Annotated in this window: 27 protein-coding genes; 17 read left to right on the plus strand and 10 right to left on the minus strand. The window is 60.4% G+C overall.

Annotated elements, in window-relative coordinates:
• Nucleotides 1-37 precede the first annotated feature (37 nt).
• From LFL96_RS22205 to LFL96_RS22225, 5 genes are all read left to right on the plus strand, one after another.
• Entirely contained in the window at nucleotides 38-427 is a 390-nt protein-coding gene (locus LFL96_RS22205; protein WP_281002853.1) for a GFA family protein, read from the plus strand.
• Between the two features lie 326 nt (nucleotides 428-753).
• Entirely contained in the window at nucleotides 754-2,883 is a 2,130-nt protein-coding gene (locus tag LFL96_RS22210) for a TonB-dependent siderophore receptor (protein ID WP_281002854.1), read from the plus strand.
• Between the two features lie 2 nt (nucleotides 2,884-2,885).
• Complete coding sequence (gene modA / locus LFL96_RS22215) at nucleotides 2,886-3,728, plus strand: molybdate ABC transporter substrate-binding protein (RefSeq protein ID WP_281002855.1); 843 nt, start codon at nucleotides 2,886-2,888, stop codon at nucleotides 3,726-3,728.
• A gap of 158 nt (nucleotides 3,729-3,886) precedes the next feature.
• Nucleotides 3,887-4,369, plus strand: a complete 483-nt coding sequence (locus tag LFL96_RS22220) for a GNAT family N-acetyltransferase (protein WP_281002856.1) — start codon at nucleotides 3,887-3,889, stop codon at nucleotides 4,367-4,369.
• 70 nt (nucleotides 4,370-4,439) lie between these two features.
• A complete protein-coding gene (locus LFL96_RS22225) occupies nucleotides 4,440-5,021 on the plus strand; it encodes a DUF5625 family protein (RefSeq protein ID WP_281002857.1) in 582 nt (193 codons plus the stop codon).
• Between the two features lie 115 nt (nucleotides 5,022-5,136).
• Here LFL96_RS22225 and LFL96_RS22230 read toward each other — a convergent pair whose 3' ends face one another.
• From LFL96_RS22230 to LFL96_RS22245, 4 genes are all read right to left on the minus strand, one after another.
• Nucleotides 5,137-5,295 (minus strand): hypothetical protein, encoded by a 159-nt coding sequence (locus tag LFL96_RS22230; RefSeq protein WP_281002858.1) that lies wholly within the window; start codon nucleotides 5,293-5,295, stop codon nucleotides 5,137-5,139.
• A gap of 83 nt (nucleotides 5,296-5,378) precedes the next feature.
• Nucleotides 5,379-6,422: a 2-dehydropantoate 2-reductase gene (locus LFL96_RS22235; RefSeq protein WP_281002859.1), complete on the minus strand. Its 1,044-nt coding sequence runs from the start codon at nucleotides 6,420-6,422 to the stop codon at nucleotides 5,379-5,381.
• Between the two features lie 125 nt (nucleotides 6,423-6,547).
• Complete coding sequence (locus LFL96_RS22240) at nucleotides 6,548-7,222, minus strand: glutathione S-transferase family protein (RefSeq protein ID WP_281002860.1); 675 nt, start codon at nucleotides 7,220-7,222, stop codon at nucleotides 6,548-6,550.
• Between the two features lie 30 nt (nucleotides 7,223-7,252).
• Entirely contained in the window at nucleotides 7,253-7,990 is a 738-nt protein-coding gene (locus LFL96_RS22245; protein WP_281002861.1) for an NIPSNAP family protein, read from the minus strand.
• Nucleotides 7,991-8,097: 107 nt separating this feature from the next.
• Here LFL96_RS22245 and LFL96_RS22250 point away from each other — a divergent pair, with 107 nt between their 5' ends.
• A complete protein-coding gene (locus LFL96_RS22250; protein WP_281002862.1) occupies nucleotides 8,098-9,069 on the plus strand; it encodes a YafY family protein in 972 nt (323 codons plus the stop codon).
• Nucleotides 9,070-9,175: 106 nt separating this feature from the next.
• Here LFL96_RS22250 and LFL96_RS22255 read toward each other — a convergent pair whose 3' ends face one another.
• Entirely contained in the window at nucleotides 9,176-9,625 is a 450-nt protein-coding gene (locus tag LFL96_RS22255) for an ester cyclase (RefSeq protein WP_281002863.1), read from the minus strand.
• Between the two features lie 148 nt (nucleotides 9,626-9,773).
• Between LFL96_RS22255 and LFL96_RS22260 the strand changes: the two genes are divergently transcribed.
• The 7 genes from LFL96_RS22260 to LFL96_RS22290 all read left to right on the plus strand — a co-directional run bounded on the left by LFL96_RS22260 (nucleotide 9,774) and on the right by LFL96_RS22290 (nucleotide 15,876).
• Nucleotides 9,774-10,406, plus strand: a complete 633-nt coding sequence (locus tag LFL96_RS22260; RefSeq protein ID WP_281002864.1) for an ankyrin repeat domain-containing protein — start codon at nucleotides 9,774-9,776, stop codon at nucleotides 10,404-10,406.
• A gap of 341 nt (nucleotides 10,407-10,747) precedes the next feature.
• A complete protein-coding gene (locus LFL96_RS22265; protein WP_281002865.1) occupies nucleotides 10,748-11,311 on the plus strand; it encodes a hypothetical protein in 564 nt (187 codons plus the stop codon).
• On the plus strand, nucleotides 11,290-12,882 hold the full coding sequence (locus LFL96_RS22270) for a hypothetical protein (RefSeq protein WP_281002866.1): 1,593 nt from the start codon (nucleotides 11,290-11,292) through the stop codon (nucleotides 12,880-12,882). The genes LFL96_RS22265 and LFL96_RS22270 overlap by 22 nt, the downstream gene beginning before the upstream one ends.
• Before the next feature lie 71 nt (nucleotides 12,883-12,953).
• Complete coding sequence (locus LFL96_RS22275) at nucleotides 12,954-14,129, plus strand: C1 family peptidase (RefSeq protein ID WP_281002867.1); 1,176 nt, start codon at nucleotides 12,954-12,956, stop codon at nucleotides 14,127-14,129.
• 186 nt (nucleotides 14,130-14,315) lie between these two features.
• Nucleotides 14,316-14,672, plus strand: coding sequence for a BON domain-containing protein (locus tag LFL96_RS22280; RefSeq protein ID WP_281002868.1), 357 nt, complete (start codon nucleotides 14,316-14,318; stop codon nucleotides 14,670-14,672).
• 36 nt (nucleotides 14,673-14,708) lie between these two features.
• Entirely contained in the window at nucleotides 14,709-15,146 is a 438-nt protein-coding gene (locus LFL96_RS22285; protein WP_281002869.1) for a tautomerase family protein, read from the plus strand.
• Between the two features lie 439 nt (nucleotides 15,147-15,585).
• The gene (locus LFL96_RS22290) at nucleotides 15,586-15,876 is read left to right on the plus strand and encodes a hypothetical protein (RefSeq protein ID WP_281002870.1); all 291 of its coding nucleotides are present in this window, start codon (nucleotides 15,586-15,588) and stop codon (nucleotides 15,874-15,876) included.
• 92 nt (nucleotides 15,877-15,968) lie between these two features.
• Here the strand turns inward: LFL96_RS22290 and LFL96_RS22295 are convergent, their stop codons facing one another.
• Together LFL96_RS22295 and LFL96_RS22300 are read right to left on the minus strand one after the other, a co-directional pair.
• Nucleotides 15,969-16,742, minus strand: coding sequence for an SDR family NAD(P)-dependent oxidoreductase (locus LFL96_RS22295; protein ID WP_281002871.1), 774 nt, complete (start codon nucleotides 16,740-16,742; stop codon nucleotides 15,969-15,971).
• A 42-nt stretch (nucleotides 16,743-16,784) separates the two neighbouring features.
• Nucleotides 16,785-17,552, minus strand: coding sequence for an SDR family NAD(P)-dependent oxidoreductase (locus LFL96_RS22300; protein WP_281002872.1), 768 nt, complete (start codon nucleotides 17,550-17,552; stop codon nucleotides 16,785-16,787).
• 63 nt (nucleotides 17,553-17,615) lie between these two features.
• On the opposite strand from LFL96_RS22300, the gene LFL96_RS22305 reads away from it, so the two are divergent.
• Nucleotides 17,616-18,098 (plus strand): helix-turn-helix domain-containing protein, encoded by a 483-nt coding sequence (locus LFL96_RS22305; protein ID WP_281002873.1) that lies wholly within the window; start codon nucleotides 17,616-17,618, stop codon nucleotides 18,096-18,098.
• 41 nt (nucleotides 18,099-18,139) lie between these two features.
• Here the strand turns inward: LFL96_RS22305 and LFL96_RS22310 are convergent, their stop codons facing one another.
• Entirely contained in the window at nucleotides 18,140-18,673 is a 534-nt protein-coding gene (locus LFL96_RS22310) for a cytochrome b/b6 domain-containing protein (protein WP_281002874.1), read from the minus strand.
• Nucleotides 18,670-19,731, minus strand: coding sequence for a catalase family peroxidase (locus tag LFL96_RS22315; RefSeq protein ID WP_281002875.1), 1,062 nt, complete (start codon nucleotides 19,729-19,731; stop codon nucleotides 18,670-18,672). The genes LFL96_RS22310 and LFL96_RS22315 overlap by 4 nt, the downstream gene beginning before the upstream one ends.
• Before the next feature lie 219 nt (nucleotides 19,732-19,950).
• On the opposite strand from LFL96_RS22315, the gene LFL96_RS22320 reads away from it, so the two are divergent.
• Nucleotides 19,951-20,406 carry a hypothetical protein gene (locus LFL96_RS22320; RefSeq protein ID WP_281002876.1) on the plus strand — a complete coding sequence of 152 codons (456 nt, stop codon included), beginning with the start codon at nucleotides 19,951-19,953 and terminating at the stop codon, nucleotides 20,404-20,406.
• Nucleotides 20,407-20,492: 86 nt separating this feature from the next.
• Here LFL96_RS22320 and LFL96_RS22325 read toward each other — a convergent pair whose 3' ends face one another.
• Complete coding sequence (locus LFL96_RS22325; RefSeq protein WP_281002877.1) at nucleotides 20,493-20,930, minus strand: putative quinol monooxygenase; 438 nt, start codon at nucleotides 20,928-20,930, stop codon at nucleotides 20,493-20,495.
• 116 nt (nucleotides 20,931-21,046) lie between these two features.
• Here LFL96_RS22325 and LFL96_RS22330 point away from each other — a divergent pair, with 116 nt between their 5' ends.
• The gene (locus tag LFL96_RS22330; protein ID WP_281002878.1) at nucleotides 21,047-21,232 is read left to right on the plus strand and encodes a hypothetical protein; all 186 of its coding nucleotides are present in this window, start codon (nucleotides 21,047-21,049) and stop codon (nucleotides 21,230-21,232) included.
• A 50-nt stretch (nucleotides 21,233-21,282) separates the two neighbouring features.
• Nucleotides 21,283-23,397: a phospholipase C, phosphocholine-specific gene (locus LFL96_RS22335; RefSeq protein WP_281002879.1), complete on the plus strand. Its 2,115-nt coding sequence runs from the start codon at nucleotides 21,283-21,285 to the stop codon at nucleotides 23,395-23,397.
• Nucleotides 23,398-23,428 lie beyond the last annotated feature (31 nt).

Below are 23,428 nucleotides of genomic sequence, written 5' to 3' on the forward strand. Positions count from 1 at the left end.
TCGGCAATGTCGTGAAGCGATATCGAGGAGGAATGCCATGCTGACAGGCGGGTGCTATTGCCGGGCCATCCGGTACGAGATCCACGCGACTCCCTTCGATACGACGCTTTGCCACTGCGCCACGTGCCGGAAGATTTCGGCGGCGCCCGCGGTAGCCTGGTTCAGCGTGGACAGAAGCGGGCTGCGCTGGATACTCGGCCAGCCGAAGACGTTCGAATCCAGCCCTCGCGTTGTTCGCAGCTTCTGCGGGAATTGCGGAACGCCATTGACTTACTCGAACGCCGATTCGCCCCATGTAATCGACGTGTCGAACTGCTCGCTCGACGATCCCGGCACCGTCGCTCCAACGAGTCACACGTGGAGCAAGGAGCGACTGCATTGGGACCGCGCGACCGACGACCTGCCCGACTATCCCGAAGGCGAATAGCGGCGACCGAGCCCATGCATGCGCTGTACGAATCCGCCTGTGGTATCCGCGATCGCGGTGGAAGCCGCCGACACTCAACTGACCATCACTGGATTACCGCGAAAAGCGCAATTGATTTATTGCAGAGCGCGAAACGCTGCCGAATCACACAGCCCGCGCCCTGATCCGAGCGACTGAAACCGCATTCTTCACATCAATAAGCGATACTTTTTAACCCCGATTTTTATGCTATTTCCACTATTGCGTGGAGACCCTTACAGGAAATTGCACACCCCGTTATATTTCGCCGTACATTACGCACCACCCTTTTTGTAACGGCAACCTGAATGACTCCCCCTTCCCGCTACGCCCTGTGCACGCTGGCACTCATCTCCGCAGGTATCGTGGCAACCATCCCCGCTTACGCGCAGGAGCCCACCGCTCAACTCGCCCCGATCACCGTCACCGGAACCACACCCACGGCCAACCCTTCGTATCAGGTCGATCAGGCCGTGGTCGGTCCGTTGGGCAAAAAGACGCTGCTCGATACGCCTTATTCGATCAACGTCATCCCGCAGTCGCTCGCCGAGAATCAGCAACTGCGCAGCGTTCAGGAAGCGTTCATGTTCATTCCATCCGTGCAGGGATGGAATATTCGCCCGCAGACGCGCGGCATGCAGGCCGGCGTAGTCCAGAACACACGCATCGACGGCATGAACATCGCCGCGACGACCGACTATCCGATCGAGCAGTTCGACAACATCCAGGTGCTGAACGGTTTGGCCGGCGCGCTGTACGGTCCCGCGAGCCCCGCAGGCACCTTCAACTACGTACTCAAGCGACCGACCGATCAGCCGCTGCGTGAATTCACCTTCGGCTACGAGTCGAACAGCCTGTTCACCGAGCGCGCGGATCTCAGCGGGCACTTCGGCAACGACGATCGTTTCGGCTACCGGCTCAACCTGCTCAATCAGAATGGCGAGGGCTATGTCTCGGACAGTCGTCTGCGCCGCGAGTTGGCGAGCCTGGCGTTCGACATCCGCTTCACGCCCGACACGAAGCTCGAAACCAACTTCAGCACGTACCACTACCTGGACACCGGCTTTCCCGGAACCTTCGCGCTGGCGAAGAACGTGCTGTTGCCCTCCGCTCCGAATCCGGCGACGGTCGGCTACGGTCAGTCATGGGCCGGCGACGACAACGTCACGAACATGATGAGCGCCACGTTGAAGCACGACTTCAATAAGGATTGGCATTTGAGCGCCGGCGTGCAGCGCGAGACGAGCGACCGGCAATCCACCGTGCCGACACTCACGCTCACCAACAACAAGGGCGCGTATACGGCAACGACGGCAACGACCACGTACAGCCTCGACCAGGTTGTGAGCAATACGATCGCGCTGAATGGCCATGTTGCGCTCGCCGGTCTCACGCACGATGTGTTCGTGTCGACCACGGGCTTCTACTGGAATCGCTACACGCCGTACCAAACGGGTGCGATCACGCTCGGCACCGGAAACCTCGGCAATCCGGCGAATTTCGCCGAGCCTGCATTGCCCGATTTCTCGCATCGCTACCGCTCGGTCAGCACGTTCCAGCAGGCGATCAATGTCGGCGATACGATCGACTTCAATCAGCACTGGTCGATGTTGCTGGCCGCGAGCCAAAGCTGGATTCACGCCGAGAACTACAATTCGAAGGGCGCGATCACGAGCAAGTACACCGCCGACGGCGTCAGTCCGACGGCCAGCCTGATGTACAAGCCGCAGGACAACATGACCGCGTACATCACGTATGCGGACAGCCTGCAGCAAGGCGATATCGCGCCGTCCGGCACCGTCAATGCGGGCAATTCGCTCGCGCCGTACCGCAGCAAGGAGTGGGAACTCGGCTATAAGGTCGACATTGCAAACGCGACGCTCGGCGCCGCGCTGTACCGGATCGAGCGGCCGTACGCGATGGTGGAAGCGAATAACGTGTTTGCCAACGGCGGCCAGCAGGTCAATCGCGGCATCGAATTGACCGCGACCGGCGCGATCACACGCGATCTCAACATCTACACCGGGCTCTCGTTGCTGGACCCGCGTTTGCATGACACCGGCGTTGCCGCCACCGAGGGCACGCAGATTCTCGGCTTGTCGCGCGTGGTGTTCGATGCGCTCGTCGATTACTCCGTACCCAGCGTGGCCGGCCTCGGTTTTAACGTCGACATGAACTACGCGAGCCGCCGCGCCGCCAACTATTCGAACAGCGATTACGCGGACGGCTACACGCTTTTCAATCTCGGCGCGCGTTACCGCACGAAGATCGCCGCCAAAGCGGTGACGCTGCGTTTCGGCGTCGACAACGTCACCAACCGCCACTACTGGGCCAACATCACGCCGGCTGGCCAGAACGGCTATACCGGCACCGATAGCGGCACCGCCACCCTCGGCGCCCCGCGCACGGTTCGCGCGTCAATTCAGATCGATCTGTGAACATGAAAAAAAACCAATCCATCCTGCTGCAAAGCATGTTGTTTTCCACGCTGGCCGCGAGCGCCGGTCTTGCCTCGGCACAACAGGCGCCCGCGGCACCGGCCATCACGATCTATACGGCCGGCAGCATGAGCGGCGCACTCGGCGAGATCACGCGTCAATACACAAGCCAGACCGGTCAGCCGGTGCAACTGGTCAGCGGACCGGCCGGTGCGTTGCTCGACAAGATCGAACACTCGGCCAAGGCGGACATTTTCGTGTCCGCGAATATGGCGCATCCGCAGCGACTCACCGCGGAAGGTAAGGCTTCGTCCAGCGTGGTGTTCGCGAGAAACCGGGTATGCGTGTCGGCGCGACCGGATGTCGGCCTGACGACCGGCAACCTGCTCGACAAACTGCTCGATCCGAACGTCAAGATCGGGACCTCGACGCCAAAGTCGGACCCGGGTGGCGACTACGCGTGGGAGCTGTTTGCCAAAGCCGGCACCGTTCGTTCCGGCGCGACGCAAATACTCGAAGCGAAAGCGCAGCAACTCGTAGGGGGTGCGGTTGCGCCTCAAGTGCCGGGTGGTCAGAATCCGGTGAAGTACTTCATGGAGACGCGGCGTGTCGATGTTTTTATCGGCTATTGCAGCTCGCATTCACCTAAGCCGGATACGACGTTCACGCAAGTCGAGCTGCCGCCTGAACTCGCCATTTCGGCGGACTATGGGATGACGGTGCTCGTTTCGAAGCAGGACGCTGCGACACACGATGCGGCTTATCGGCTTGCGATGTATTTAATGAGTCCGGCGGCGCAGAGGGTGTTGACGAGCTATGGGTTTACGGCGGTGGCACGGCAGTAAGGCATGCTTGCTTACGCGGCGTGAGGTTGTCGGCGTCGTGTTGGGTGTTGAGTATTGGAGCGTTGAGCACCGGACGGTGGCCAGTTCAGTGCGATCGACTGTTCGGTCCAAATCACCGACAATTGAGCTCCCGCCTTACGCTCAATTCACGCGGCACTATGCTTACTTCATTGCAAGCGGAAATCCCCGACACCAGCGCCATTCAGCTGCGCCCACTGTCCGCAGCGCTCGTCGATCGGCGAGCGCTGTTTGCACTCTACAAACTGTCGCTTTACGAGCATATCGATCAGACCTTCGGTTGGGACGAGAACTTCCAGCAACAAAGATTCAGTACGTCCTATCGCGATGATGATTTCATTGCGATAACGCAAGGTCCGCTAATGCTGGGATATGTTGCACTGAAGGATGAAGCGGACGAGATTCATCTATCGCTTCTGCTTGTACAGCCAGAACATCGAAATCGACAAATCGGCCGGCAAGTCATGGAAGCGTTGCTGTCATGGGCGGCTAGATCACAGCGGTCCGTCGCCCTGTCATGCTTTCTATGCAATCGCGCAGCGATGCGTTTCTACGAGCGACTTGGGTTCGGCATCGTGACAAAAGACGAGCATTTTGTGACCTATAGATTCCCGGTCTCCTGACGTGAGTCGCCTGCGATATGCTTGGAGGTCAAAACTCCTTGTCTGTCCAACTCTCCCAAGGCACTTCAGCATGCGAGCCTTACGACGCGTAATTCAATCACTTCCTTTCATTGCCATTTCAGTTTCGATTGCATTGTCGTCCGCCGTCGTGGCCGCCGCGACGAATCGAACCACATTAGCGCCGATCGATCTCGGCACGGCTGGCAAAACAGCGGTACTAGACTTCAATGTTTCATCGTCGTCCGATCTGGCTAACCACAATCCCACCGTTCTAGCGCTTCAAATCGTCGGGCCGGCCAGTGGAGAAGAAGTAAAGCATGCGCAATTCAGCGATCTGATCATGAGCGTGACGGGCACCCCATACGGTTCGCGTACAGAGCAGGAAATTGCCCATCCCAAAGCTCACAGGTCGATCAAACTCCATGTGGTTTGGCACGACAGGCTCAATGACAAAGTCTTGAAGGAAGGCGATGTTTTCACGGGCTCTGACTGGGAAGGAAAAATACACGCGGTTCCTGGTCCCTCGCTCACGCTGGATTCGTTGAAGCTACCTCCGGGGCACTACGATGTGACGGTAACCACGTTATCGGACGACCCTAGATTCGATGGTACGTTCAAGACAGGAATTTGCGCCGGAAAGATTTGGGAGTAATGCTCTCCACGGCCGCACGTCACCGGTAAGGACCAAGCTCGACCGCTAGCTTTTGCGATGCAACACCCAAGACTTCCAGGCGCACTACCTCGTTCATATGAAACGACGAAGGGGACTAGTTCGATACTCCGGCCGCGATATGCGCGGTCATGACACGCATTGCTTCCCGCAGAACCTCGCCACTTGCAGGATCGTTCGCAATGTCGGCCGGGCTGGTATCCTTGCCCAGCAACTGCAACGTGACGCAAGCTCCCTCCACGATCTGCGCGGACATCGTCTCCAGCACCAGTCTCAAGGCCGCTTGAGCCGCAGACGCTCGCGGCGAGGTGTTGAACAGCGTGCCTAACCAAGGACCGCTCAGATTGCCTCGCGCACGGATAGCGAAGCGTTTTCGGCACGGCGTAGTTCAGCCAACAGCGCTTCGCCCGACCACGAAGGACGCACATCGGCTTGCTCCGCTTCCCGCACGAGCTCGCAGAGCCGTTCATTCACCGGCGCGGTCCGCGCAATCGACCGGGCAAGACGCACCACTTCGCCGTTAATCCAGTCGATCTCCGTGGCGCGACGCATCGCCAGATCGTCCGACATCGACGAGCGCGCAAGCGGATCGATCTTCAGCATGCTGCGGCCCAGCCGTTCAAACACGGCGTCAGGTGCGCGAAGCGCAACCGGTATCCACGCAGCGGGCAGCGGCGTCAGCTTCGCTGGCCGTATGCCGGTTCGCTTAAGCAGTGCGAGTGCTTCGTTCTGCGCCATGGCAAGGCAAATCCGGTAAGCACGTTTCGAGAGTTCTTCCTTTAAAGGCCGATTCGCCAGCGCGTTGATCGCATTGTTGAGATTGAGCAGGAGCTTCGCCCATTGCACCGACGACATCTCCGCGCGCTCGATCAGCGGCAACCCCGCTCTGCTGAACTCGTCGACGAAAGCTTGCATGGCCGGCGCGCGTAGCACCTCCAGTTCGCCGGCGGAACCTTGATGAAAAGCGCCCGGACCGCGTTCGACGACGTTGAACGGCACCATGCCCTCCAACACCGTGCACTGCGGCAGCGTGGCGCGCAGCACGTCGGCATTGCCGATGCCGTTCTGGAAACTCACGACGACCGCACCAGGCCGAAGCACGTTGGCCAGTTCGGCGGCAGCCGTAGACGTCGCAGCCGACTTGACGGTGACGAGGACAAGATCGGCCGCTGCTGCGCCGGCGGCATCGATAGATACATCGATCAACTCGGCCGGCACCTGCCAGTGGCGCCCATCGTGTCGAGACAACGCGATGCCATGCGTGCGTAACGGCCCGGCCACACGCGAACGTCCGATGAAGCTGACATCGCTGCCTCCAGCAAGCAGCCTGCCGCCGACATAGCAACCAATCGATCCCGCGCCATACACGACGATTTTTGCCATACCGGCTCTCCGTGGTTTGAACCGTGCGCTGTGCGATACGACACACGATGGGTTCGATGCAAACGCCCATGATGTCCGCGTTCGCGGGAGAAATCTGTCAGGTACCCGACAAGTCAGAACCACCCCTAACCGCGACGACGAATCGCCTCCCGAAGAAACGCCGGAACCGGACTGCCAATCGAAGCCAGATAATCCGCCATCGCACCGGCAACTTTCAGCACTGCTGGGCGAGCGCTCATCCGTTTGCGCCACGCCAGCAGATTAGGCGTCGCTTCTGTCATCGGCACGCCCTTGCGCTCACCGAACAACTGCGCCATGTAGAACGCGATGTCGGCATAGGAATAGGTCGGGGCCAGACAATCCCGATTGCCCAGAACTTCTTCCATGCGCCGATAGTAGCGCGCCCCTTCGATACGCGCCGCCTGCGCGGCCGGGTCATCCGGGGTGTTTTCCAGACTCATCAACCGGATAATGTTGGGGAAGAAAATTTCATCGGCGCAGTGTTCGAGTTGGCGCGCGACGGCACGCGCTTTCGGATCCGCCGGCCATAGGGCAGGATCTGGTTTGACGTCTTCCAGATACTCGAATATCTGCGTGGAGTCGAAGATCTCCAGACCATCGTCCATCAACACCGGCACCTGGCGCTTTGGGTTGATCCGCAATACGTCAGGATGCTTAGGTTCGTAACCACGTTGCGGGTCGAACGGCGTGTGGATCAGCTCGAAGTCGATACCCTTCTCATGCGCCGCGATCTCGACCTTGGCGCCAAACATGCTGAGCGGGCCGGAAATAATTTTCATCTCTGTCTCCAATGATTATCGTGCAGCGCTTTATGCATGAATCGCCGAGCGAGCCGTAGGCACAAGTCGATACTTTTCGATAAACCGCATTGGCCACCATGCCATCCGGGGAGCAACCTCCTGCACCCACAAACTCGAACGACCAAACGCGTCGTAGCTCGCCATGTCCGGAAACAGCGCGATGCTGATCAACACATCACCATCCGTTCGTACCGGCAATCGACAAAAGTCGTTTTCGCTGGGCTCCGTGATGTACCACCCTTGCGCACACACTCCACCACGGTCGAAAACGCCGCTCACGCACTCGCGGCAAAAGCGTAGCAACTGTTCCGATGCCGGCTCTTTCAGATAGTAGATCGTCACGTCGACGAATCCCGAGGGTATGGCTGTGGCGCCATGCCCCGCTCTACGAGCCGGATTCATGGGCAGTTGCGCTCCCGGCCATGCCGGCCGAAGCAACAGAACATTGTCCGAGTCGATCATCGTGGCATTTGCCGTCGAGGCATGGCGTTGCCACACTGATCCGTCGTAAAAGGCAGTCAGACCCGCGTGCCGGGCTTCCATATCCTCGAATCCACGTAGCCAGACGAACCGGTCCGGATTGTCGAGATCGCGAAATTGCCCGATGACCGTCATGCCGACCTCTTCCTGCGTCTCGACAAGCTCGCGGTCGAACAAATCGATCAATACATCGCGTTTGTGGGAATGAAGCGTGTATTGGCGTAGTTCAACGATTCCGGGTTGCTTGTCGTAAGTGCTCTCGTTCATGTTCGACCGTCAGGTGGATTGAGTCGCGTGGAAATAAAAGTGACGTTGAAAATAATAAGTCCCTTAACATGACACCTTATGTCATGTATTGAGTTGAGGAACCGTTGATGAAAGCCAGCCGCCTTTTATCGATCATGATGATGTTGCAGGCGCGTGGACGCATGACCGCACCGGCTCTCGCCGAGGCGCTGGAAGTATCCGAGCGCACTGTCCTGCGCGATATCGATCAGCTTTCCGCGGCTGGCGTGCCCATCTGGGGCGATCGCGGGCGCAACGGCGGATTTCAATTGCGCGAAGGCTGGAGTACCGATCTCACCGGGCTCACCGAAAACGAAGCGCACGCCATGTTTCTGGCCGGGCTGCCCGGCCCGGCGACAGAACTCGGTCTGGACGGTACGGCGACATCGGCGCGGCTCAAGCTCATCGCCAGTCTGCCGCCGGACTCCCGCGAGCATGCAGACCGCGTCGCCAGCCGTCTGCATGTCGATACCATCGACTGGTACCGTGCCCAGGAAACACCCGTCTTTCTGCGTGAAGTTGCCGATGCCGTGTGGAACTCGTACCGCATCGAAGTGAAGTACGAAAGCTGGCGCGGTGTGTCCGGCCGCGAACTCGATCCTTTGGGTCTGGTGCTCAAGGGAGGAACCTGGTACCTGATCGCCAAGGTTGCGGGCAAACCCGCTCCTCTGACTTTCCGGCTGGCCAATATTCTTGAACTGAAGTCGTCCCGCCGTCGTTTCAAACGGCCCGCACGATTCGATCTGGCCGTGCATTGGCGTGACGCATTGAGTAAGTACGAGGCCGACCTTTGTCGGTTGACTGCACATATCGCGGTATCGCCGCGTGGCGAGAAATGGCTGATCAATGCGCGCGTCAAAACTACACCCGTTCCTCCGGACTCTGATCGTGCGGAGACGCCCAAAGGATGGAAACAGTACCTGGTGCCCATTGAATCCATCGAGCACGGTGCGCGCAAGCTCCTGGGATACGGCTCGGAAATAAAAATCGTCGGACCTCGGGAACTCAGGAATAGATTTCGGGAGGAGTTGTCGCAGTTGGTGGCGCTATATCGGGAGTGAACTTGCCGCATTCACGGAACAGGCCGAACTACTCCAGCCTGTTATCCGTACTTTCGTCAAACGCACAGGGTATTGATCGAAGATCGCAAGGCAACGACGCCTTCGATCAAGCCACCTTGATCAGTCCAAGTTGCTGCAGCGCCGTCACGCCGTCGTCGAGCCCGATCTCCTCGACGATTTTTCCGTTCTTCAGTCGAAGCACCGTGGTGCCGGTAAAACGCATCGTCCGTCCTGTCGCGGCAGGCAACGATCCGACGAGAAAATCGCTGAATGCCGGGCCGGTGTGCCTACCGCCGCCTTCCCATCGGCCAACGACGTAGTCGCCCTCGGCGATAAGATCGGCGGCGCCCCAGAAGTTAAGATCCGGGAATGCCTCGCGGAAATCGCTCATGAATGCCTTGATGTCCTCGCGGCCGCGTCTCGGTTCGTGCAGCGAGTAGCGAAGCAGCATGTCGGGTGCGGCAAGTTCGTCGACAACGTCGAGATTGCATGTCTTGCCCCAGAAATCGGTGAACCAGCGTCCTACGATTGCCTTGTTGTCGTCTTCCATGGACATGGTGAATTCCTCATCGAATGAAGTGGGAGGAGAGAAACACATTTGCTTCCCTCTACCTGAACGATAGCGATGCGAGCCACGGCGAGCCCCCCGATTCTTGCTGCAATACTCGGTGGCACGCTGATAACATCGAGCCACGGAGACTCGAATGCGCCAGCCTTCCAAATCATCGCTTTTCGCAGCCGCGACAAACTGGAACCACGCCGCCGTCACGGCGATCGTGGCCGACGCACCCGGCTTGCTTGACGCAAGCGACCCCAAAGGGCGAAACGCACTGCACCTGGCCTGCGCGGTGACACCCGGCGGTGTTCACCTCGGAGAATCTCACGGACTCAAAACGGTAAGCGCGCTGCTAGAAGCCGGAAGTGACCTTGAATGCGTGGTACCCATGGATGAAGACGAAGGCGATTTCCGCGCGACGCCTCTCTGGTACGCAGTCGCCCGCGGTGAGAACCTTGCCCTGGTCAAGTTCCTGATAAAACGCGGAGCGAATGCGAGCTATTCGCTCTGGGCCGCGGTATGGCGCGATGACGAGAACCTGTGCCGGGTCTTGCTCGGCGCACAGCCCGAGCTGGATCTCCGCGCCCATGGCGAAACGCCGCTTTTCTACGCGGCAAGGCTAAAGCGGCTCAAGACGCTCGAACTGTTGATCGAAGCCGGCGCCAATGCGTCCATCACGGACTTCAAGGGACGCGACGCGGTCGACATCGCACGTGCACGACGCTTGCCGAAGCAACTGATTGAACGTTTGGAAAGCCTGAAGGCGACCGGTTCGAGATAAAGCCGGACTCGCGGCCTTACAGCCGGTCGAGCCGGTTTTTGTCCGGTAACCAACCGTTAAGTCTTTCAGATGACTTTCGCGACTCGATACCGCCACAGCTTCCGGCTCCACCATCAAATTCCGAAGATGGCGGGATAAGCGTCAAATAGGGTAAACCTTCGTTGGTGTCGGTCACGCTCCGAACTATTTTCATTAGACATTCGGCAGGCGTATCCATTCATAAAGAAGCGCTTAAAACCGCCCTGCCGACGCAGCTGATCACCGGAAATTCATCGCGGCGTTAAAACGGTTTTCGATTTTCTGCACCTGAATAAACGAATCAATAACCACGGTGGCGGGGAATGAATAAAAGTAAAAAACTCAGGATGTCGAAGCTGTGGCTTCTCTCCGTGGTCGGCGTCTCCGCGTGCTACGCGCCGACGTTTACACCGCACAAACCCGAATCGATGCAGGAAGCCGCCAGCGTTCATGTGGCCGTTCTTTCGGTTGCGCCCTGGAGCGTATATGAACCACTATTGCAACCGAAAATGAGCGTCACCATCGAAAACGCCGAAGCCATGGCGGTTCCTGTGACGTCGGACTACGTGCGCAATGTCTACGACGCATTCAATGGAAAATTTCAGGCAGGCTGGGGAACGGGGAAAACCTCACTGCTACCAACCTGGGCGGTGCGACGACGGACACCCCAGCGTCAGCATCAGGGGCTAGTGACGGCGGTGGGACAGGCGGCGGGACGGGCGGCAAAGGCACGGGTGGCAAAAAACCGGGCGGCGCCAGTGCGCCGAATACCGCCAGCGCACCGAACGCTGCGAGTGCGCCGAACGCTGCGAGTGATGGGAGTGCCAAGACTATTCCTCCCCCTCCTCTGCAAACCAATCCGCTCATGCAGCACGAACTCGCGCTGAGTATTTACCAGGAGTTACAGATCCTGAGTCGATATCTCAAGGATGCAGCATTCAAGAAGGGATGGGAGCCTTACGTTGTGCGTGCCCAGGTCAGCGTCTCGCCTTTCGCGCACTATCAGCCGTTCGACGTCTATGTCGATCTGGGTCTCTTCACGAGCTGCCTGAAGGCAAACAATCACCCCGTCCGGGTAAGGCACGCATGGAATCCGGCCTCGGGCGATTACTCAAGCCAGGCGGGTACTCAGGCCGCCATGGTTATCCCGCTGCTAGTGACGGATGCCATCGAAGCACAGCAAGCATCCAACACCGCCGAGCTTGCCCGGGATCTCGCGTTAGGACTGGGTGGAAATATAGGCGGCGTTGCCTTGCAGGGTTCGATGGAGAAAATCAGCAAGAATATTCAATCGATTCTCGGCACGGACTACAACAGTCTTTACATGATATCGCGCGTGTCGGACAACGTAATGCAAGTGCGGCTCGGCGCGCCGGCCAATGCCATGTCGCAGTACTCCATGTCGACCGTGACGCACAATGTGACGATGGTCGTGCTCGCACCCCCTTGCCCCGCGAGCACAGACCACACGCAACTCGACGTTGCGACTGTCAGCCATTTGCGCGACGCGGTATCCGGGAAGGTTCTCGACGCCGATGCCGGCTACGGCATCCAGCAGGCACGAAAAGTACTGGTCCGCTTCTATCCAGAAGAATTCTCAACGTCCCAGACGAATACGCCTCAAGTAATTCAGAGTTTGCTCGGACCGGTAAAGGACGACAACTATCAGGATTTTCTGAAGGCGCTGGATGCCGCTCATCTCAGCACGGCCACCTCCCTCGCGTTGTGGACCGCATTGGGCGACGTGGGTGGCACCAGCGAATTCAACGTGGCCTATATCGATTTGCCTTCGGTTCGAAAAGGCAGCCTCACACCGTCTGACCAGATGATTTACATCACCGATGATGGCACGACAAGCACCGCCACCATCAATGTCGATCCCGATCTCACGCCGGTGAAGCAATCCGCCCGGCTGCTGCTGGGCAGCAATCCAGGCATCATTCTGCTCGCCAGCGCCGTCAATTCGATCAACGATGGGCGCACCCTGCAAATTCAATTTCCGTCGCTCACTCCGTTGAAGGCTTTGCCGGGCGACATCGTTCCCAAGAAGGCGGGAAACCTCAAAGGCGAACTCATTCTCGAGCCTGCGGTGGAACGATGGAACAACAATGCCAAGTCCGCATCTCAAGCGAATCAAGCTGATGCGTCAAACACACCAGGCTATGCGCCACTCAATGACTACTACGATTTCAAATCTCTGCTCTATATGCCGGCGCCTGCCGTGCCGAAAGGCAACTCGACACCCGTCGCCAATACACCAGGCCGTCATGCCACGATAAAGAAAAAAGTCGTGGTGTCACCGCCACAACCCGTTTCCATCACGCAGGCACCACTGCCAAATCCTGCGCTGAATAACCCGCCCGCCGCAGCGCCTTCGCCCGGTCAGCAGCAACACGAGAACGGCGCGGCGCATCACGGCGGGCAACGAAAACCGGATCAGGCCGCATCGGCCAAATGACGCTGACAGCATAACGCGGCCGTTCGCTTGAATCGACAAACAATCGACCAACGTTTCCGAAGGAGGTCCGTATGGCGAAGCGCGGAAAGCATCACAAATCCGACAAGCAGCGCAAACATGCAAAGGCGCACGGATCGAATCGCGGAGCGTACGATTTCGAACCCCCTCGCACGCTGCCGGCACAATTGCCCCTCGACGCTTCGGGCGATGCGTCCACGGGAGGTTCCGGCTCGCCCTGGCAACCCGGCGGCGGCGCCACACCGACGCTGGCGCCTCCCGATCCGTTCGCGCTGAATACGCAAAGTGACGACGATGACGACGGAGGAACCGGCCAGCCCTTCAATACCGCCGGCGGCAGAACCCCGATGCTCGCCCGTCACCTGCAACCGCCGCAGCGCAAAGGCGCTCATGACAAAGGCAGCCGCGCCATGCCGCCGCTCTTTGCCGTGACGCCCCATCACACGCACGAGCGCAAAATAAAAGGCTTCGGCTGGACGCGCGATATTCCCGATGCTCGCGATCATCTCTACGCCGCGCCGCTTTTTCTCGATCTGCCAACGCGATACAGTCTGCGCGACGATTGCCCGGCGGTATATGACCAACGGCAGTCAGGAAGTTGCGCCGCCAACGCGATTGCGGCAGCCATTCAATTCGAGCGCATGAGACAACGCCTGGCGCACGCGGATCGCGTGCCGTCTCGGCTATTCATCTACTACAACCAGCGCTCGATCGAACACGACGTCTCGCAGGATCGCGGCGCCCAGATACGCGACGGCATCAAATCCGTTGCCGCGCTCGGCACCTGCTTCGAGGGGAGCCGCAAAAACGAATGGCCCTACAACGAAACACTGTTCGCGCAGATGCCACCCAAGCCTTGTTATGCGGAGGCCTTGCATGATCGCTGTATCGCCTACAGCCGGCTTCAACAGCAACTCGATCAGTTGCGCGGCTGCATCGCCTCCGGCTGGCCTTTTGTCTTCGGCTTCACCTGCTACGAGTCGATCGAATCGGCCGGCGTCGCGCATAGCGGCGTGCTATCCCTGCCAAGAAAATCCGAACACGTCGTTGGCGGTCACGCTGCACTGGCTGTCGGATACGACGATGCAAGCGCGACATTCGAAGTTCGCAATTCGTGGGGGACCGATTGGGGCGATGGCGGCTATTTCAGCATGCCGTACAGCTACTTGACGAACCCGAATCTGAGTGGAGATTTCTGGACGATCCGGCTCGTTTCCAAAGGCGATTGAACGGCGCGACCGCGCGTGCGACCGGCCGCCCGAACTCGCCGCCTGCCCCATCTATTCGACTGACGATAAATACCGGTTTCAACATGCCTTCCGGCGCACCATAATCGAAAGCGTGGGGAACGACAGCTCGCGCATGGGAGGGGCTGTTCGTGCCAATCGTCACGCATCGCCACCCGGACAAAGGCCATGATCCGTCAGCCCGCACGGACTCTGTATGTTGCTGTCAGCGCGATGGCAGCTTTGTCGGCCTGCGTGCAAACAGGGCCGACATACACCGTGCACGTGCCCCCACCACAGAGCAGCAGCGAGATCGAATCGCAGTCCGACAGCGCGCTGTCGAAAGCGGTCCGGCAAGCGCTAGCTCAGGCTCCGGGTTTCAATGTGGCAGGCGTGTTCGTTCATGCGCACGACGGCGCCGTGTTTATCAGTGGAACCGTGCATAGCGCCGATCAAATTCGCCAGGCCGAACAGATCGCACGGACCGTCCCGGGTGTGCTCGTCGTGTCGAACAAACTGACGCTGTGGCACGGTGGGAATGGTTAGCGCAAGCGTCACAACAAAAGGAAAGGAGACTGTCACATGCCAACGTATCGAGTCGCAGCCGCAGCGGGCCGCTTGACCGCAACGATGAAACAGGCGATTGCCGCCGGCATCACTCAAGCGCATAGCGAAGTGACCGGCGCCCAATCGTTTTTTGCCCAGGTCATTTTCCAGGACGTTGCCGACGGCAATCACTTTCTCGCGGGACGCCCCCTGCGATCCGACCAGATCTTCGTGCACGGCGACATTCGCGCGGGCCGAACCGCAGAACAGAAACGGACGCTGCTCGAACGTATCGTGCGTGTCGTGGTCGAGTCGGCCGGGACGCCGAGCCGGCACGTCTGGGTTTATCTCACGGAGTTGTCGCCGTCGCACATGGTTGAATTTGGGCAGGTGCTGCCGGAACCGGGACACGAAACGCAGTGGCTTGCCTCCATGTCCAGCGAGGATCGGGATTATCTCGACGGGCTGCGTTGACTCATAAGACATCGATTTAATCGACCGTCACTTTGCTTACCGCATTGCCAAGCGCCCCAGAACTGGTCGCCGGTAACCCGGCGACCTCATCGATCGCTCCCGCCTTGATCGTTACCCACCCACTGGATTATTCGCCAGAGCAGCCCGATACCCTCTTTAATCGAGAATTGGGAATGACAGCGTGACAAATGAGACGGCAATGCGCTTCGCAATTGCGGAAATTGAAACTCATCGTTGCGAACACGGTACTTAATTAGCTACGCCCATTTTTCTAAACTTGATACGCGGCGTATCGAGCGTCCAACTCACCCATGCACGCCCCGTGAGTTGATATCGATCGCCACGAGACAGGCGTACAACGCGCGCCATGCTGAATAGCTAAATGGCTAGAGCGTCATTTGCGCCGCAATTCCAGATCGAACAAAAAATGGAGCGAGTCATGAAATCAACCAGCACATTCATCGCGGCCGTTGCCGCACTCACGCTGTCGGCCGGCGCGTACGCACAGGCCAACAATACGCTGGCAACGCCGTCCACCGTGTCGCCCGCTGCCGCAACAAGCGGTTATGGCACGCCCGGCGCCGCTACCTCCGAAAGCGGGACGGGCGCCGGCGCGGCAAACTCGGCTCAGTCGAAAAGCGCGAGCAATAGCGCTGCGTCGCTCGTGAACCTTCCTGGGAGCCACAACACGCTAGCGACGCCGAGCGTCGTGTCGCCGGCCGCTCAGTAACGACAATCGAGACAATCGAAACAGAAGAAACAACACGCCGATAGACGGCCTGATCAAGACAGCGATGTCTAGATCAGGCCGCTGCAATCGAATTACCGGCGCGCAGCCATCGCGTCATTAAACGCCGCGAATTGCTGCCGATACTTCTGCTGTCCCTGCTCCGCGGCAAACCGCAACGGACGCACACGCTCGACCAGTATTTCCTGATCGTCCGCCCGCGCCGCAAGCAACGCCATGACCTCCGCAATGAATGCATCGAGCGGCATGGCGTGCGGATCGCTGGCCTGATGCTCGCCCATCAATTCGGTTTGCACGTACGGCGGCGCGATCTCGAGGACATCGACATTCGTTTCCCGTAGCTGATAACGCAATGCATCGCCGAACGCGTGCATCGCGGCCTTCGTTGCGCAATAACTCGGCGTGGCAGCCATGGTCAGATAGGCGAGACCGGATGTGACGGTCATGATCGTCGCGCGTGACTGCTTTCTCAATTGCGGGAGCAAAGCCGCCGTCAGTTGTATGGGCGCGAGCAGATTGGTGTGAATCGTGTCGCCCGCTATTTTCGTGTCGACCGTATCCTCCAGCCAGTTCTCGGCTTTCATGATGCCCGCATTGTTGATCAGCACATTGAGCGCCGGATAGTCGCGCGCCGTTGCATCCGCAAAGCGCGCTACCGAAGCCTCATCGTTCACGTCGAGCATAGCGGTCTTCATACCCGGATTCGCGACGGCCACTGACTCGAGCAGATCAACGCGCCGCCCGGCGATGATCACCTGGTTGCCAGCGCGATGAAATGCTTCGGCGAGTCCGCGACCAATCCCCGACCCGCCGCCCGTGATCAAAATCGTATTGCCAGTCATTTCCATGACATCTCTCCTTGAAAGTTAAAGACGGGATAAGGCTGCCGTTTATGCACCGGACGTTTTTGGCGACCCCAGTTTGATCATTTGCCGCAACATGAAACCCGGCGCAACCCGGCTGGCGATTTTCAGCACGTTGCTCACGCCGGGACGGATCTCGGTCTTGCCCGCTTCGATACCGCGAATGGCGTGCTGCACGAGCGTACCGACGTTCATGCCTTTCTCGCCCTTCATTTCCTCGGCAAACTCGCCGCGAAACAACGGCGTTTCGGTACCCGGCGGAGCCAGTTCGACCACCGACACGCCCGCGTCCGCCAATTGCGCTCGCAAACACAGCGTGTATGCGTGAAGGGCCGCCTTCGAGGCGCTGTAGACAGGCGCCGCGGGAAAAGGCACGAACGCCAGTCCCGACGTCACGTTGACGATCAGACTACTGCCTTGTCGCAACAGCAACGGAAGGAACTGTTGCACCATCCACATGGGGCCCGCCAGGTTCCCACCGATTTCAGCAGTCAGATCCGCGAGTTCGCGTGGCTGCATGAGCTTGATGTTGCGCATGGCGCCCGCATTATTCACGAGCGTATCCAACGCGGGAAACTGCTCCGCCACCTTCCGGCTCAAGATCTCGACGCTTTCACGATCGCTGACGTCGCTCTCGAACACGTGGACGCCAGGCACATCGCGCTGCACCGCGTCCAGTTTGCGCAGATCCCGTCCGGTGACGATCACCGTATTGCCGCGCGCGATCAGTTGCCGCGCGAGTTCGAGTCCGATGCCACTCGTGCCGCCCGTAATCAATACGGTTCTTCCGATCATTTTCATCGACTACGCCCCACGTTTTATTGAACTTCGACGTAGTGTGACGGGTACACTATTCAAATGAAAGAAGGCACCGGAAAGTTTGATACTTACCAGAAAGAGAGTGTAGAAATGGCACGCATCCCTGCATTCACACCCGAACAGATTGCCGCCGCCCAGTACTATGCGAGCGTCACGCCACCGGTCGATATCGATCCGCGCATCGCATCGCTGGTCAGGGATCTGATCGGGCGCGTGGCGGACAAGTGGACCATGCTGATCCTCGAAGTACTCGCCGAAAAAGCACCGCTGCGTTTCACACGCCTGAGTGAAATGGTGGAAGGCATCAGTCAGAAAATGCTCACGCAAACACTGCGCACCATGGAACGCGACGGCCTGGTGATTCGCCACGTTTATCCGGTCGTGCCGCCGAAGGTGGAGTACCGGCTCACCGATCTCGGCTTTACGTTGGGCGCGGCCTTTTGCGGCGTGTGGGTCTGGGCCGCCGATAACCTCGACGCGGTGGAAAAGGCGCGCCGGGATTTCGACGAGCGCGCTGATTGAAACGGCGCCGCCGTTTCAATCAAACAACCGTAGGCGAATCCTCACCGCCACCGCGCCATCGCTTCAAACACACCATCGCGCCTCACCAGCGCATGCAGCAGCGCAGCCGCGAGATGCAGCACGATCAGCGCGAAGAAGCACAGCGCCAGCACCCGATGCGCATTCCACAGCAGCGTGTGCAATCCATTGCTATGCGGCAGGATCGCCGGCAAGCGCACACCGAACACCACGACCGGATAGTCCGCCGCCGACAGCATTCCCCACCCGAGCAGCGGCAGCACGATCATCAACACATAGAACGCCAGATGCGAAAGATAGGCCGCGAGCTTCATCACGGCCGGCATCGAAGCAGGCAATGGCGGCGCGCCATGGATCAATCTCACCACGAGCCGGATCAGCGCCAGCACGAGAATCGCGATGCCGAGCGGCTTGTGGATCGACACCAGCGACAGATAATCCGGCCGCACCGTCGACACCATCCCGACGCCGATAAACAACATCGCCAGAATGCAGACCGCCATGACCCAATGCAGCACGCGTTGCAGCGGTGTGAAACGATCGTGGATCGGCGTCATGGCGTGCTCCCTCCCGCCGGATGGCGCGGATAGTCCTTGTCCTCGGCGGTGCGCCGGTCGAACGAGACCGCGTACGCGGCCGAGCGCGCGGCGGGAAACGGATCGTCGGAAACGTGCATGCCGGGCGGCAGCACGGTCGGATCGAAATTGAGGTCGCGGCACGGACCGTCGGCTTCCGGTTCGATCGTGCTCACCACCAGCGTGCCCGCCTCCACCTTGCGCCGGTCCTCAGGCCAGGCCTGGCTCGGGTCCGCCGTCGGATCGCCCGGATTGGCAATGGTGACGACCAGCGTCCAGCGTTGCGGCGCGTCGTGAACGCGCTTCGCGATGTCCGCCGCGAGGAAGTCCGGGTCGCGCGCCTGCAGTTGATCGTGCGGCACGGGCTCGGGTTGCGCGGCCGGCACGAACGACCAGCGCACCGCATGCTGCTCGCCGGACGCGTTGGTGAAGATGAAACTGTTCAGGCTGTTGTAGCGTTCCTGCGCATACGAAGCGGTCCACGGCGCACTGCCCGCCCATGCGCCGAAATGCGCCACTTCGGGATGCGCGGCGACGAACTGCTTCATCGCATCCGGGTCGCTCTTGTTGGCCGAGGCCTTCAGCAAACCGTAGAAGGCTTGCGGTGTCGCCACCGGAAAGAACGGCGCGGAGATCATCGCGGTGCGCCATTCGCTGCCGACCGGCGCGACGATACGCAAGCTCAGGCCGCGGACGCGGACGGTGGCATCCACCGCCTTGGGATCGGGCGTGGCGAGATTGAAGCGGCCCGTGACCGGATAGGCGCCGGCCGCGAGCATCGGCGCCGACGACACACTCGCCGCCGCGCCATTCGACTCGAAGCTGCCCGTAAAGCAGATTCCCTTCGCGTGATTGCGCCGGAAACCGAGCGCCGCGCCGCCTGGCGGCGCCAGCGCATTGACGATCTTGACCGGCGTCAGCCGCCCTGGCGAGAGCCAGCCGGCCGTATAGGCAAAAGCCGCGACCAGCGCGACCACGACGACTGCAATCAGAGCCAGCGAGCGCACGGTGGACGTGCTGGAAGTCGGTCTGTCGGCCATCGATCTCTCCCGATCAATGATTCGGCTGAAATGCGGCTGAACTAGCAATCTAGCAGGCCGGAAGGGATCGTGCCATGTATCGTTGCGCCGGACCCCGTCACGGCGCGGGCCGGCGCAGTGTCGCCCGGTCACGGTATGTCGGCCGCATACCGCGAATCCGCGAGCGCTTCCGGCGCACCGCTATAATCGCGCTCGACTATTGCCAGGGAAGATTCACTCGTGAAAAAGATCGTCAGCTTCGCGCTCGTTGCACTGGTCCTCACCGCGTGCTCGTCGCCCGAAAAAGAAGAGCGCCAGGCCCAGCAGTTCGTCCGCAACGAAACCAGCCTCGCCGAGGCACAGCGCAATGCGACGCTCGCGTGCGCCGCGTCGAACTGCGATGCCGCGTGGGCCCTCACGAAGCGTTATATCGAGCAGCATTCGGAGACCTCCATCACGCGCGCGGATGCCACGGCGATCGACACCGACGTGCCCTCCGGCTCCGGCAACGCGGCCTTCTCCGCGACTCGCGAAGCGAAGGGCACGGGCGCCACGCTGACGCTGTTCGCGCAGTGCCGTGGCATGTACGGTCAGGACAACGAGAAGGGTTCGAACTACGACAAGTGCGCCGGGAAGATCATCAAGACGCAGAACGGCTATGCGGCGTTTCTGCGCTCGCAGTTGTCCGCGCAGTAATGCTGGAACGGCCATGACGGTCATAACGGCCAGAGCGGCCAGAGCGGCACGAACCGTTCGTGCCGCCCGCATCATGTGTTTTTGAATCAGGCGACGCTCGTCGCGTCGAGCTGCAACACCGTCGCCGGCCCGGCCCTGAATGCCGGGCTATGCGCATCCGCCGCGATCATATGCGGCGTGACGTCGTGGGCCGCCAGCGCTTCCTGCGAAGCCCATCGTTCGAGCAGAACAAAGCGGTCCTTGTCGCCGGCCACGGGATGCAGGTCGTATTGCAGACACCCTGTCTCCGCCCGCACGACCGGCGCCAGCTGGCGAAACGCCGCCACCTGCTCCTCCCCGCGCCCCGGTTTCGTTTGAATCGAAATCATCAGCATCACTTCATTGGCCATCTGGTTTTTTTTCCCGTATTCGATTGATTGATTCAATACATCGACATCGATTGACGCGGCGGTCAAGGCGACGCCCCGCTTCCCTGCCTTCCGCGAACGGATCATCTTAATGGATGGCCATTCGAGTAAAGACACTCACGCGTAATAAATTGAAATTATCTTCTCGGCACCGCGGACAGTTCAGTGTCATTCGAATACCGCGTTAGCCGACGCCCGCTCGCGTCCCCCCGATCACTTTCACGGAGACCTTCATGCCGCGTCCGGCATTACGTCACCTCGCATCTGTTGGTCTGATCGCCATCGCCGCCCTGCTCGGCGCATGCGGCGACAGCGTGTCGAGCTCGCCGTCCCCCGTGGCGAAATCCGCGTGCGGCAACGCCGCCATCGCCACCACGCACATGAGCTGCCCGCCGGGCGTCACCTCGCCCGCTTCCTGATCCGTCCGCTCCTCCCGATACCGGCATTAGATTAGAACAAGGTCCTCCGCATGGCTGCCAAAACCCGTCGCGATTTTCTGAAACTGTCCGCCGGCCTCGCCGGCGCGACCGCCGCCACCACGATGTTCCCCGAGTCGATCCGCAAGGCGCTCGCCATCGAGCCGAGCTCGGTCACCGGCACGATTCAGGATGTCCAGCACATCGTCGTGTTCATGCAGGAGAACCGCTCGTTCGACCACTACCTCGGTCACCTGAGCGGCGTGCGCGGCTATAACGACCGCTTCCCCGTCACGTTGCCGAACGGGCAGCCGGTGTGGTTCCAGCCGCGCCAGGAAGATCAGACCAAGGTGATCGCGCCGTTCCGCTACGACACCACGAACCCCGGCGTCAACGCGCAATGTATCGGCGGATTGCCGCATACGTGGGCGACCACGCACGGCGCGATCGACGGCGGCCGCGCCGACAAGTGGGCGGTGCAGAAGACCAACATGACGATGGGCTATCACGTGCGCGCGGACATTCCGTTCCACTACGCGCTGGCCGATGCCTTCACCGTGTGCGACAACTATTTCTGCTCGATTCCGGGCAACACGCACCCGAACCGCATGTACCTGATGACGGGCATGGTCGATCCGCTCGCCACCGGCGGCGGTCCGCTGCTCGACAACACCGATTACATCGACAATCAGTTCGACGCGATCCAGCTGCAGCCCTTCAACTGGACCACCTACCCCGAGCGGCTCGAAAAGGCCGGCATCTCGTGGCAGGTCTATCAGCAGGGCACGGGCTTCGACAATTTCACCGGCAACTACGGCACCAACATGCTGGCCGCGTTCCAGAACTTCGTGAATGCGCCGGCCGGTTCGTCGTTGCAGACGCGCGGCATGAGCACGCGCACGCTGACGCAACTGAAGGCCGACGTGCAGGCCGGCGCGCTGCCGCAGGTGTCGTGGCTGCTGCCGCCCGCCGCCTATTCGGAGCACCCGAAGTTCACGCCGCTCTACGGCGCGAACTACATCTCGACGATTCTCGACGCGTTGACGTCGAACCCGGACGTGTGGAGCAAGACCGTTCTCTTCATCATGTACGACGAGAACGACGGCCTGTTCGATCACGTGGTGCCGCCGCAGGCGCCGACCGTGGCGGGCACCGGCATGAGCACCGTCGACATCACGCTGGAACGCCATAACGTCGTCACCGCGACCCAGGCCGGCACCTATACCGCCGACAACCTGCCGTACGGTCTCGGCCCGCGCGTGCCGATGACGGTGGTCTCGCCGTGGTCGAAGGGCGGCTTCGTGTGCTCGCAGGTGTTCGATCACACGTCGGTGCTGCAATTCATCGAGAAGCGTTTCGGCGTGATGGAAACCAACATCTCGCCGTGGCGTCGCGCGGTTTGCGGCGACCTGACGACGGCGCTCGATTTTTCGAAATCGGATGCGACGCTGCCGTCGCTGCCGAGCACCACGACCTACGTCGCCCAGGCCGACCTGCAATGCGCACGGCCGACCGCGCAAGCCGCACCCGCCAGCACCGCACAGCAACTGGTGGCCGCGCAGGAACCCGGCACGCGTCCGGCGCGGGCGCTGCCGTACGAGCTGCACGTGAACGGCCAGTTGCAGGCGCAAGGCTATGCGGTGACGTTCGCCAACACCGGCACGCAGGGCGCGCACTTCTGGGTCTACACCGGCGACCCGACCGCGACGCCGCGCCACTACACGGTGGAAGCCGGCAAGCAGTTGACCGACACCTGGGCCCTCGATGCGAACGGCCACTACATGGTGAACGTGTACGGACCGAACGGCTATTTCCGCCGCTTCGGCGGCGTCGCGAGCGCGGACGCGGCCGCGAAGCCGGATCTGGTGACCTGCTACGACGTGGCGAACGGCAACGTGTACGTGACGCTGTCCAACGCGGGCACCACGGCGTTGACCGTCACCGCGACCGATGTCGCGTACGGCACGCCGCCGGTGACCTTGAGCGTGCCCGCGGGGAAAAGCGCGGAAGCGCACTGGGATCTGTCGTGCAACAGCCAGTGGTACGACTTTCAGTTCAGCGTCGCGGGGAACGCGGGCTGGGTGCGGCGCATTGCCGGTCACGTGGAGACCGGCAAGCCGAGCATCACCGACCCCGCCGCGACGGCGCCGGTGACGACCGCGATCTAAGCTTTCGGTCGCCTGACCCCGTCGGCTGCGA

The sequence above is a fragment of the Paraburkholderia sp. D15 genome, from assembly GCF_029910215.1.
Lineage (GTDB): Bacteria > Pseudomonadota > Gammaproteobacteria > Burkholderiales > Burkholderiaceae > Paraburkholderia.